Annotated in this window: 14 protein-coding genes; 13 read left to right on the top strand and 1 reads right to left on the bottom strand. The window is 51.2% G+C overall.

Annotated elements, in window-relative coordinates; translation table 11 throughout:
* The 13 genes from VFG09_14420 to VFG09_14360 form a co-directional block, all read left to right on the top strand.
* Positions 1-626: four helix bundle suffix domain-containing protein (locus tag VFG09_14420; protein ID HET6516350.1), on the top strand; the 626-nt coding region annotated here is incomplete at its 5' end.
* On the top strand, positions 623-883 hold the full coding sequence (locus VFG09_14415; GenBank protein ID HET6516349.1) for a hypothetical protein: 261 nt from the start codon (positions 623-625) through the stop codon (positions 881-883). The genes VFG09_14420 and VFG09_14415, both read left to right, overlap by 4 nt.
* 209 nt (positions 884-1092) lie before the next feature.
* Positions 1093-2577, top strand: a complete 1485-nt coding sequence (locus VFG09_14410) for a class I SAM-dependent DNA methyltransferase (protein HET6516348.1) — start codon at positions 1093-1095, stop codon at positions 2575-2577.
* Between the two features lie 336 nt (positions 2578-2913).
* The gene (gene mltG / locus VFG09_14405) at positions 2914-3918 is read left to right on the top strand and encodes an endolytic transglycosylase MltG (GenBank protein HET6516347.1); all 1005 of its coding nucleotides are present in this window, start codon (positions 2914-2916) and stop codon (positions 3916-3918) included.
* A gap of 47 nt (positions 3919-3965) precedes the next feature.
* A complete protein-coding gene (ispG, locus tag VFG09_14400; protein ID HET6516346.1) occupies positions 3966-5024 on the top strand; it encodes a flavodoxin-dependent (E)-4-hydroxy-3-methylbut-2-enyl-diphosphate synthase in 1059 nt (352 codons plus the stop codon).
* A 139-nt stretch (positions 5025-5163) separates the two neighbouring features.
* Positions 5164-5580, top strand: coding sequence for a ferritin-like domain-containing protein (locus VFG09_14395; GenBank protein HET6516345.1), 417 nt, complete (start codon positions 5164-5166; stop codon positions 5578-5580).
* A gap of 195 nt (positions 5581-5775) precedes the next feature.
* Positions 5776-5961 carry a rubredoxin gene (locus tag VFG09_14390; protein HET6516344.1) on the top strand — a complete coding sequence of 62 codons (186 nt, stop codon included), beginning with the start codon at positions 5776-5778 and terminating at the stop codon, positions 5959-5961.
* A gap of 11 nt (positions 5962-5972) precedes the next feature.
* Positions 5973-6422, top strand: coding sequence for a hypothetical protein (locus VFG09_14385; GenBank protein HET6516343.1), 450 nt, complete (start codon positions 5973-5975; stop codon positions 6420-6422).
* Positions 6397-6579 carry a hypothetical protein gene (locus VFG09_14380; protein HET6516342.1) on the top strand — a complete coding sequence of 61 codons (183 nt, stop codon included), beginning with the start codon at positions 6397-6399 and terminating at the stop codon, positions 6577-6579. Before VFG09_14385 ends, VFG09_14380 begins: the two co-directional genes overlap by 26 nt.
* 41 nt (positions 6580-6620) lie before the next feature.
* Complete coding sequence (locus tag VFG09_14375) at positions 6621-7835, top strand: FprA family A-type flavoprotein (protein ID HET6516341.1); 1215 nt, start codon at positions 6621-6623, stop codon at positions 7833-7835.
* Positions 7836-7971: 136 nt separating this feature from the next.
* On the top strand, positions 7972-8466 hold the full coding sequence (locus VFG09_14370) for a rubrerythrin family protein (GenBank protein ID HET6516340.1): 495 nt from the start codon (positions 7972-7974) through the stop codon (positions 8464-8466).
* Positions 8466-9035 carry a flavodoxin family protein gene (locus VFG09_14365; protein HET6516339.1) on the top strand — a complete coding sequence of 190 codons (570 nt, stop codon included), beginning with the start codon at positions 8466-8468 and terminating at the stop codon, positions 9033-9035. Before VFG09_14370 ends, VFG09_14365 begins: the two co-directional genes overlap by 1 nt.
* Positions 9036-9118: 83 nt before the next feature.
* Positions 9119-10072: a radical SAM protein gene (locus VFG09_14360; GenBank protein HET6516338.1), complete on the top strand. Its 954-nt coding sequence runs from the start codon at positions 9119-9121 to the stop codon at positions 10070-10072.
* A gap of 26 nt (positions 10073-10098) precedes the next feature.
* Here the strand turns inward: VFG09_14360 and mutL are convergent, their stop codons facing one another.
* Positions 10099-11805: a DNA mismatch repair endonuclease MutL gene (gene mutL, locus VFG09_14355; protein ID HET6516337.1), complete on the bottom strand. Its 1707-nt coding sequence runs from the start codon at positions 11803-11805 to the stop codon at positions 10099-10101.
* Positions 11806-12189: the final 384 nt, after the last annotated feature.

The following is a 12189-nucleotide window of genomic DNA, read 5'->3' as shown; positions in this document are numbered from 1 at the left end:
CGCCTGCGGCAGGGGATTTTGAAAAAGGCGTTTTCAGGCGGGCTAATGAAATGACAGACAATAACGAAAAGCCGTCTCTCATCCCGCCTCACGGCGGATATCGCAAACTGCGCTCTTACCAGACCGCTGAACTCGTCTACGATGCGACTGTGGTTTTTTGTGACCGTTTCATCGAGAAGCGGTCGCGTACGCACGACCAGATGGTGCAGGCGGCACGGAGCGGTGTGCAGAACATCGCCGAAGGGAGCATGGCCTCGGCAACCTCGAAGAAGACAGAACTCAAACTGACCGGCGTTGCCCGGGCAAGCCTGGAAGAACTGCTACTCGATTATCAGGCCTTTCTTCGGCAGAAGGGTTTGCGCCTCTGGACGAAGGATTCTCCAGAGGCCCTTGCGGTGAGAAGAAAGTATTCGTCGTACAAGTCTGACGCGTCGGACAGGTCTGACCCCTATTCTTTGAGAACAGCCTCTGCTGAGGTTGCGGCGAACACATTAATTTGCCTGATCAACCAGGCCAGTTACCTTCTTGGACGGCAGCTACAGCGATTAGAGCAGCAGTTTCTCACCGAAGGCGGCTTTACAGAAAGACTTTACAAAGCCCCTACGCAGGCCAGAAAGACAAAATGAAGAAAGCCCCTCGCTACCGCACATCGCATTTAATCGAAGATCAATTCGAACCGGGGTCAAACGGACAAGTACTCAAGAACAAACTTGGCATCAGGTCGCCTCTTCAGGCCGGATTACCCCTTCTCAATTTCGGCTTGATAAGCGGGGAAAAGAAGAAGGAATATTTCGAAGCGATTCAGGCCGGACTGGACAAAAACTACGCCCCGATGGAGAAACTATTCTTGATGATTATCGAGAAGAGTGACGTGGTTTTATGATTCTTTCCGAGTTTTCACTCTTTTTGAGTTTGCGCACTATAGATTCAACAGATGCCCCGGTCTCAATAGCTGTTGAGGTGGCCACATTGGTGATAAGTGCCTGATGATATTTTTCCGACACTTTCAGATAAGGATTGGTTTCGAATAATGACTTTCTTGACACACATTATTATACCATTTGATTGCGTCACTTCGAAAGGCATAAGGCAATGACTAACGGCTCTGCGACAATTGTCCAAAAACTCTGGAATTATTGCAACGTCCTGCGTGACGACGGGATGAGCTATGGCGACTACGTGGAACAGCTCACCTATCTGCTTTTCCTCAAGATGGCGGACGAGCGTTCCAAGCCACCGTACAACCAGAAAAGCTCTATTCCCTCTGGTTACGACTGGTCAAGCCTCTTGAAAAAGGACGGCGATGCGCTTTTTGACCATTACCGCCATACGCTCGAAGAACTGGGCAACAAGAAAGGTCTCCTCGGCCTCATCTTCGCCAAGGCTCAGAACAAGTTTCAGGACCCTGCGAAGCTCCGAAGGCTTCTCGTTGATCTCATCGACAAGGAAAACTGGTCATCCATGAGCGCGGATGTGAAGGGCGACGCTTATGAGGGCCTGCTTGAAAAAAATGCACAGGATACCAAGTCAGGAGCAGGCCAGTACTTTACACCCAGGCCACTGATCCAGGCGATGGTTGATGTCATGGCTCCGAAACCGAAGGAGACGATATGCGATCCTGCGTGCGGCACAGGGGGCTTTCTGCTCGCTGCCCACGACTATATCATCAAACACTATCCCAATCTTACCAAGGATGAGAAAAAGTTCCTGAAAGAAAAGGCCCTGCGCGGATGGGAGTTGGTCCAAAACACTGCCCGGCTTTGTGCCATGAACATGATGCTCCACGGCATTGGCGGCGACGATCTACCGCTGACGGTTGCGGACTCTCTCGCGAGTGATCCGGGTGAGCGGTTTGATATGGTTTTAACCAATCCTCCCTTCGGCAAAAAGAGCAGCACCATGATCGTGGCAGAGGACGGGAAAGCCACAAAGGAGAAAGAGACGATCGAGAGGGACGACTTCTGGGCAACAACATCGAACAAGCAATTGAACTTTGTCCAGCATATAAAGACTCTGCTTAGGCAGAACGGGAAGGCAGCGATGGTTATCCCTGACAACGTGCTCTTCGAAGGCGGAGCTGGTGAGACGGTCAGGCGCAAGCTCCTGCACGAATGCGAGGTGCATACGCTCCTCCGCCTGCCGACAGGTCTCTTTTATGCTCAAGGAGTCAAGGCGAACGTCATCTTCTTTGACAAAAAACCGGCCTCTGAGACACCATGGACAAAAAAACTCTGGATTTATGACTTCAGGACGAACAAGGACTTCACCCTCAAGACAAATCCTTTGAAGTGCGAAGACCTGGATGAGTTCTTGAAATGCTTCAACCCTGAGAACCGGCAGCACCGGAAGGCCACGTGGTCTGAGAAAAACGCTGATGGCCGCTGGCGGTCATATGAGTATGAAGAACTGATCAACCGCGACAAGGCGAGCCTCGACATCTTCTGGCTTAAAGACCAAAGCCTCGAAGACTCAGAAAACCTTCCTGACCCAGGCGTTATCTCCCGCGAAATCGTTGACGACCTCGAAGCAGTGCTGGAGCAGTTTAAGTTGATTGCTGAAGATTTGGGGGAAGAATAATTTTCGGGAGGGACGATATGAATTTAGAGAAACTTGGAAAGGTTGATCTAAGAATGAACATGGGTTGGAGACCTCCTACAACCCTTCGTAGTAATAGGTCCTCTTCGCTTAATAGTCAGTCGGCTTATTAAGCGACAGTTGAATTAAGGAAAAGCAGGTATCCCCTTGGTGAGGCCCTTTTCCCCCGCTTTATTTTGTAACGCAAGATGTGCCTTTCCCTTTACATTTTCCCCCGTCTTTTGGCATTCTAAAGAGGTAGATATTCTGCAAAGTTTTTCTAAGAAGACAGGTTAGGCGATATCCTGATCAGGAGAAGACTTCCTCGAGTAATCCGACATGAGAAGGAATCTGGTTGTCATAACGATATCCCTTTTGTTTCTCTTTCTCTCGTATTCCGTAGCTGAGATGTTGTTCCCTCTTCCTTTCGGAAACAAGGCGATCGAGTTCGAGATCGAGCGGGGAGCGACGTACCGGCAAGTGGTCGAGGCCCTTGCCCAGAGGGGATTGGTGAGGGACAAGTGGGTATTCCACGTTCTCGGGAGGGTAACCGGTATAGACCGGAAGGTGAAGGCAGGTTATTATTCCCTCTGGGGAAGTATGAGCCCTCTCGGGATATTCAATGCAATACGGTCAGGCAAAATCATTGAGTATGAAATAACGGTGGTCCCCGGCGATTCCCTGCGGGAAATAGGTGAAAAGTTCTCTGCGCTTCCGGCGATGGACGGAGTCGAATTTCGCCGGTTATGCACGGATAGGGAATTCCTCGATTCCTTTGATATTGACGCGCCTTCCCTCGAGGGTTATCTATTCCCGGATACGTACCGGTTTCCAAAGGGCCTTGAGATGAAAGAGGTATTATCAATGATGGTGAACAGGCTGAGGGAATCCTATGATGATGACATGATGGCGAGGACCCTCGAACTCGATATTTCCGAGAAGGACCTCCTGACCATGGCTTCAATTATAGAAAAAGAGGCTGTTGCCGATGACGAAAGACCTCTTATAGCAGCCGTATATTTTAACCGTCTAAAGAAGAACATGCCCCTCCAGGCAGACCCGACTGCAATATACGGGATAAAGGCAGCACGAGAGAAGATAACGCGGAATGATCTCTTCACGAAGACACCGTATAACACCTATGTGATCAAGGGGCTCCCTCCCGGCCCTATCGCATCTCCCGGTCTTAAATCAATCATTGCTGCCCTTCACCCCGCAGACGTCCCTTACCTGTATTTCGTTTCGAACAATGACGGCACCCATAATTTTTCTGAGACACTCAGCCAGCATGCCGAGGCAGTAAGGGCTTACAGGGATAAGAAGAGGATACAAAGAGAAGGTTAAGGACAGGAGGGTGAATTCTCTCTGCCGGTGAGGCAGCAGGAGGCTCTATGCGCGTGATAAAGCAGAGAAAGAAGACGAGAGTGATCCACGTCGGTAGCGTGGCCATCGGAGGTAATAACCCCATCTCCGTCCAATCTATGACAAAGACTGATACGAGAGATGTAAAATCAACGGTGAAGCAGATAAGGGCTCTCGCAGGGAGCGGCTGCGAAATCATAAGGATCGCAGTGCCGGATCTGGAAGCGGCAAAGGCTCTCGGGAGGATCAAAAGGTCGGTCTCGATCCCCGTCATTGCCGACATCCACTTTGACTGGAGGCTGGCGCTCGAAGCGATTCGTCAGGGAGTTGACGGCCTGAGGATCAATCCCGGCAACATCGGCACACGGTGGAAGGTGGCCGAGGTCGTTTCGGCTGCCTCAGACAGGGCAATCCCCATAAGGATCGGTGTGAATGCCGGTTCCCTGCCGAAGAGGCTCGTCGAAAAATACGGTCATCCCGTTCCAGAAGCCCTTGTCGAGAGTGCAGCGGAACATATAGAGATCCTTGAAGGGCTGAGGTTCAGGGACATAAAGGTTTCTCTCAAGGCGTCAAACGTTCCGATGACGGTTGATGCGTACAGACTCTTTACCCGAAGATTCAGATATCCCCTTCACATCGGCATATCAGAAGCGGGCCCGCTTTTCACGGGGATGATAAAGAGTTCCGTCGGCCTCGGCATACTCCTCTCTGAAGGCATAGGTGATACCATGAGGGTTTCGCTTTCTGCCGATCCTCTCGAGGAAGTGAAGGTCGCTTTTGAGATCCTGAAATCTCTCGGACTCAGGCAGAAGGGCCCCAATATCATTTCGTGCCCGACCTGCGGAAGGTGCGAGATAGACATCAGGGGAATTGCAGCGAAGGTGGAGAAGAGGCTGGAGAAGATTGACAAGCCAGTGACCGTAGCTGTCATGGGCTGCGTTGTCAACGGACCGGGCGAGGCTCGCGAGGCTGACATCGGTATAGCAGGAGGCAAGGGCTTTGGACTCCTTTTCAGAAAAGGGAAGGTCGTAAAGAAGGTGTCCGAGGACAACCTCCTTGATGAACTTCTCGGGGAGATCGAGGGGTAGTCCTCTCCTATCATTCTTCTCTTTATACGTCTTCCTGACGGACCTTCGCGACGATCATTGACAATGCAGGGATAGTGGGGTATAGTTACACCATGCGAGGATTGGAAGAGAGCAAAATCTAGCTCCTGAGGAGGTTCTTATGGCAAGCAGGAAATTGTTGGACAAGCTCAATGATGCAATTGCGAGGGAGATTCAGGTGAGCGTGCAGTACATGTGGCAGCACGTGATGGTGAGAGGCATTAATTCCGAGTCGTTGGGCGGCGTCTTCAAGGGGATAGCGATGGCTGAGATGAAACATGCAGAGGAGATCGCCGAAAGGCTCGATTACCTTGGAGGTGTCCCGACAACAAAGCCTACCCCCATCGAAGTCGGCAAGACCGCTCAGGAGATGCTCAGGATAGATAAAAAGGCGGAAGAAGATGCGATGGAACTTTATAAAGAAATCGTTGCCCTCGCCGATAAAGAAGGAGACATTGTAACAAAAAAGCTTTTTGAAAGCATCCTCTCCGACGAAGAGAAGCATCACAACACCTTCTCAACTCTTTTGGAAGACTAGGGAGGCCGGTAAGGGCTCCCTGCAAGCAACCCTGCAGATTTCTGCGGGGTTGTCTGTTTTATGAAGAGCTGAAGCTTGACAAGAATCATTCTAATGTGATAATAATTATAAGTGATCGACGGATGCTGCGTATTCATTGTCGACGAGTGGGGTCATAGACTCCTGATCCAAAGAAGAGATACGGAGGAGAGTGACATGGCAGAGGTGAGCACAGAGGCAGGACAGTATGTATGTCAGCAGTGCGGGTATATATATAACCCTGCAAAGGGAGACAAGAAAGGGAATATCCCTCCCGGAGTGACGTTTGAAGAACTGCCGGAAGATTGGGTCTGCCCTCTCTGCGGTGCAAGGAAAGCACGATTCTCTCCCATGCTGGACTAAGGAGGAACACTATGTGCATGGCTTATGAGATGAGATGCAGATGCGGAAGCAAGAGTGCGAGTTTTCAGTTCAAAGACAATGTGATGTCTCAGGAGATCCTCCGGGGTCTCTACTGCCCCAGCTGCTCGTCTGACATGTCGATTAATCCGGAGACGATGGTCGTTGACAACGGCTGGGTCATTGAATACGATATGGATGTGGCCAGGTTTATGGGGCAGAAGATCGGAAACGCCGTCATCACGTCCGATTTTCTCTTCGATGCCGGATACTGCACATGGAACGGCATGTATCCCGGTGATCATCTTGAAAGCATCAAGGAGCGTGAGTGCATAACAGCCCTTGCAAAGAAGGATCCTACCCTCTATCTGAAAGAGATGAAATCCTGGGCAACGGAGAGGATAAAGAGGTTACAGAAGGAAGGATGGCGAAAGGCCTATGACGGAGAACCGAACAAAAGATAAGGGTAAGAGCCCTTGCAGCGTGAAATATGCGCCTGTCCCCGAGTTTGTCGCATGCCCGAAATGCGGCGAGGATATAGAACTCTGGTCTGACGAAGAAGAGACGGTCTGTTTTTTCTGCGGCCACAAGGTCTTCAAAAAGGAGACGAGCGTTCGTTAAATGATCCTTTCTGAGATTAATCTGCTGTCAAAGGAGTGTTTATGAAGGCTGTTGAACTGAAAAACGGCATCTTCTGGGTCGGAGCCATCGATTGGGCCGTCCGTGACTTTCATGGTTACGCCACGCCCCGGGGTACGACATACAACAATTATCTTATCCTTGACGACGAGACAACCCTGCTCGACACGGTCAAGTATGATTTTTCGGATATCACTATCAAGAACATCTTGAGCGTCACCGATCCTTCGAGGATACGGCATGTTGTGATCAATCACATCGAGAATGACCACGCCACAAGCCTCGACAGGATCATGGAGCTGACCCCCAATGCCACGATCCATATAACGGAGAAGGGCAGAAAAGGGCTCGAAAGGTTCTTTGACCTATCGCGATGGAATGTAAAGGTCGTCAAGACGGGAAGCGAGCTGTCGATTGGAAAGAGGACCCTGTTCTTCATCGAAACCCCGATGCTTCACTGGCCTGACTCGATGATGACCTACATCAAGGAAGAAAAGATCCTTGTCAGTCAGGACGGATTCGGACAGCACATCGCTTCGGCTGTCAGGTTCGATGACGAGTTCGTGACCTGCGAATCGATGTCGGAGCTTCAGGACGCTGTCGTGGATTATTACGCGAATATCCTCATGCCCTTTGGGCCTATCATTAAGGCAAAGCTCGCAGAGATTCAGAAGCTGGAATTGGAGATAGAGATGATTGCCCCTGATCACGGCATCATCTGGAGATCGGAACCGCAGAAAGTCATACAGTCCTATCTCGACATGGCAGAAGGAAAGGCAAACCTGAGCGTCCCTATCATCTACGATACGATGTGGCACAGCACGGAAAAGATGGCGCTGCCGATTATGCAGGGGATTAAGGATGAAGGGGTTGAATGCAAGGTGATTAAACTGAGGGCCTCACCCATGAGCGTTGCCATTAAGGAGTTCTGGAGAGCGCGGGGCTGTCTTATCGGGACACCGACCCTAAACAACATCATGTATCCGACGGTCGCTGAATTTCTGACGCATGTGAGAGGCCTGAGACCCAAGAACAGGATCGTCGGCGCCTTCGGAAGTTACGGCTGGGGTGGCGGGGCTGTGAAAGAAGCCTATGAGGAGTTCAAGAGGATGGGGCTCGAGATCTTTGAGCCCGGCTTACAGATCCTCTATCGGCCGTCCCTTGAGGATGAGACGAAGTGCTATGAGTTTGGGCGGGAGTTTGCACAAAAGGTGAAAGAATATCACCTGAAATTTTAGATACTGCTTCAGATATTTTCAGCTATTCTAGCCACTGAGGTCGCGGAGGGAAAGGGACGGGCACGAAGAGTTCTTGAGCGGACCTTCTCCTCAGAGAACGCTGTATCAATTATCACCACATTACAAGGAGGTTTTGATGTCAAAGACGGAAAAGAATCTTCAGGACGCATTTGCAGGGGAATCACAGGCAAACAGGAAGTATCTTGCCTTCGCAAAGAAGGCCGAGCAGGAAGGGTACAAACAGGTGGCAAAGCTCTTCAGGGCAGCTGCTGAGGCGGAGACCGTCCATGCCCATAACCATCTGAGAGAATTGGGCGGCATAAGGAGTACGAAGGAGAACCTCGATGAAGCGATCAACGGTGAATCCTATGAGTTCCAGAAGATGTACCCTCGCATGATTGAGGACGCAAAGGAGGAGAAGAATAACGGGGCCCTCAGGACATTTACCTATGCCAATGATGTCGAGAAGGTGCACGCAGAGCTCTATAGACAGGCCCTGGCAAGTCTCGGGAACAACCCTGCCGTTGACTACTACGTCTGTCAGGTCTGCGGCTTCACTGCGGAAGGCGAAGCACCCGATGAGTGCCCTGTCTGCAAAGCGAAGAAGCAGGCCTTTAAGAAGATTGACTGATGAAGGTCATCGCATTCCTCGGGAGTCCAAGACCCGATGGAAATACCGAGACCCTTCTTAAGGAGACATTAAAGGGTATCGGCGAAACAGGACATGATATTCAGCTCTTCAGACTGAATGACATGGATATAAAGCCCTGTCAGAATTGCGGGGGATGTGAACAAACGGGAATCTGCATTATCCGTGACGACATGGCCCAGATTTTCGAAGCCATCAGGAAGGCCCACAGAATCATCCTTGCCTCCCCTATTTTTTTCTACGGTCTGAGCGCCCAGGCAAAGGCGATGGTGGACAGGTGCCAGGCCTTCTGGTGCGAGAAGTATCTCCTGAAGAGACCCATTCCCGAAGGACGGTATGGGAGGAAAGGGCTCTTGCTCCTCGTCGGCGGGATGAAAAAAGAGGCAGGCATTCAGTGTTCTGAGACAACGGCAACGGCATTCTTCAGGACGGTCAGTGTTCCCTCTCACGAGACCCTCGGCTTTTTGGGAGTTGATGCGAAGGGCGCGATATTCGGCCATCCCACTGCGCTCAGGGATGCAGCCGAGGCAGGCAAGAGGCTCGTGGAATAATTCCTGTCCGAATCGAGCGAGGTAACCTTAAGTTGCAAACATCTGTCAGACAGGATAGCGTTGTGCAACGGGATGGTTGATTCATGAGTGAGGCGCTTCCATCCTGTCCGCATTACGTCCAGTTCTATCCAACCCTCCGCTGCAACATGAACTGTTCTTTTTGTTTCAATGCCGGAATCACAAAGAGCGACGATATAACCGTAGAAGTTTTCAGGCGGCTGGCAGGAATCCTTGCACATGCCGGCGTTCGTGAGATCGACATCCTCGGAGGCGAACCGACGCTCCATAGCAGCATCGAAGAGATCGTTCGAGCCGCCTGTGGTGAAGGGTTAGCGGTCTCTCTGAGTTCCAATGGTTCACGCGTTCCGGTCATGATGGAACTCCTCGATGCCTTTGGCGATTCCTGTTCCCTCGGCGTTTCCCTCAACGGAGCTGAGATCGATAGTCCCCTCGACGCATTTCTGACGGTCCATAAGCCCCTTGTCAAATCGTTATACAGAGAGACTGCGGGCTCGAACGAGAGTATCAGCGCGATCCTTTCGAAAGGAATCAGGAAGTATTATCTGATCTATCCCGACATCATCGCCGGCAATCGGAAGCACTCCATACCGTTCCAGCAGTTTCACCATGCTATCGAGACGCTGAGGAAGTCCGTGCCGAATACGGAGCCTGTGTACTGCTCAGGGTTTCTTCCAGATGCCGCAACCTATCCCGGGCTCCTCGCTGCGAGATGCTCGGCAGGAGTGACCAAACTCGGAATCTTGCCCGACGGTTCTGTCTTTCCCTGTAACCTTTTTTTCGGAATGGAGGAGTTTTATCTCGGAAATATCCTTCACGACAGATTCGAGCTTATATGGAACTCTCCGAAACTCCATTTCTTCAGAGGATTTGCGAAAAATCGATGTCCGGTGAGTCACTGCCGGCTCCATGCGGAATGCCACGGTGGATGCCCGGCCCACAGCGTCAAGTACTACGGCAGCCTCAATGGACCAGACCCAAGGTGCGCGCAACTGCCTCTTTCCCTGCCTCTGCGATAAGGAGAGCGGTTCCTTATAAGCACCGCCTACTTCCTCTTGAACATCTTTTTCATGTCATCGAGGGAGAAGAATATCCTCGTCGGCCTTCCATGGGGACACTGATCAGGCTTGTCGGTCTTTTCGAGGTCCGAGAGGAGTCTCCGGAACCCTTCCTGCGAAAGGATCTCTTTGCCCCTTACAGAGGCATGACACGCTATCCGTGCAGCGATACCCTCTTTGAGCGAGCTGTCAGGCTGCGTTCCTTCGATCATGGCAGCAGCGGCGTCCGATAGAATTCCCCGCAAATCTCCGCCCTTCAAGGCATCGGGAAGGGCGCGGACAATGACGGTATCATGCCCGAAATCATCGATCTCCATCCCCATCTCAGCAAGCAACCCCTTATTTTGAAGGATAACACTATATTCCTTATGAGACAACCTTATCTGGGAAGGGAAAAGGAGCTGATGGGAATCAAGATTGACCCCGCGAGAAAGCCTTTCGTAAAGGATCCTTTCATGGGCGGCATGATGGTCTATGAGTGTCAGACCGCCCTTGCCAGCCATGGCGATGAAGGTATCACCAAGGTACATGAAGGGAAGAGAAGGCTCGTAAAGGAATTCGACATTTTCAGAGACCTGTCTGTCTGATGAAGGCGCTCGCCCATACTGCAGAGATGGAGGGACCACTCCATCATTGATATCAGAGGAAAGCGGTGTTTCACCGTCTGTCCAAACGGGCGCTCGCGTGAAAGGCTCGACGTACTCCATCCGTTCCTTTCTTACAGCATCCCTGAGACTCCCGCTCACAAGACGATAGATTTCGTCCTTATTCTGAAACCTCACTTCACGCTTTGTTGGATGCACGTTACAATCGACCTTTGCCGGGTCAATATCGATGTAAAGGAAAAAGACGGGATGTCTGTCCCGGGGGAGTATCCCCTCGAAGGCCTTATAGACGGCATGGGAGATGGTCTGGTCTTTGACGGGACGTCTGTTCAAAAAGATGAACTGGTGGCTCTTGCTGTTTCTGAAATTATCCGGTCGCGAAAAAAAAACTGCCATTTTGATCCCATCGCCTTCGGCTTCGACGGTTGAAAGACCTTCCATAAACTCACGCCCGTAAATCTGCAGAATCCTCTCACCCCGGCCGGATGCCCTTGGAAGCACCATCGTCTCCTGATTTGCGGTGATCAGTCTGAAGCCGATTTCCCAATGCGAAAGCCCTTCCCTTGTGACGGTATCGATGATATGGAAGAGTTCGGTATTGTCTGACTTGAGGAATTTCTTTCGTGCCGGGGTATTAAAGAAAAGGTCCCGCACCTCAAGGGTCGTACCGATCGATGGAGCATCTCTCGTCTCCATGACTTTTCCGGCCTGAATCTCGATGGCTAGGCCTGAAGAAGCGTTTTTCTGTCCCGTAACGAGTTTCATCCTGGATACAGCCGCGATGGATGGGAGGGCCTCGCCTCTGAATCCCATCGTCGTAATATGGAAGAGGTCATCGTCATCCCTCAGTTTGCTGGTGGCATGGGGTTCGATGGACAGGAGGGCATCCTCTCTGTCCATTCCAACGCCATTGTCCGTGACCCTGATGAGCCCTTTCCCCCCTCGAAGGACCTCAACACGTATCTCGGTGCTGCCGGCATCTATGGCATTTTCAATGAGTTCCTTTACGACAGATGCGGGTCTCTCAACGACCTCGCCTGCAGCGATTTTGTTTCTGACATCGACAGGAAGGATCTTTATCTGGGGCATGAAGCATTTTAAGATGGGCCGGCGGAGAAGGTCAACCCTAATGTTGCAACCTTTGTGCAGGGCGGGCATGGATCGAAGCCCTGTACGTGCGATGCGATTCCGGAAATGCGGTGCTTGAGGAGTCCGCCGAAAGAGATATCCCTCCCGTATTGAGTTTACAACGCCAGTCGGCAACAACTAAAGATATCACAATACAGGGCTTCTCACCATACCTCCCTTCCCGACCAAGATAGTGTTCTGCACGTGGAGGGTCAAGGCATGAGGAAGAAAGGACGTCCTCGCAGTGTTGATTATTTCATATCCTTTGGTTATTGTAGTCTGAAGACCCCTATTCCGTTGGAGGTATCTATGGACATAAAGAAATACGTATATGATCTTGCTCTT

The organism is Thermodesulfovibrionales bacterium, from assembly GCA_035686305.1.
Classification (GTDB): domain Bacteria; phylum Nitrospirota; class Thermodesulfovibrionia; order Thermodesulfovibrionales; family UBA9159; genus DASRZP01.
This window is presented reverse-complemented; position numbering and strand designations above follow the sequence as displayed.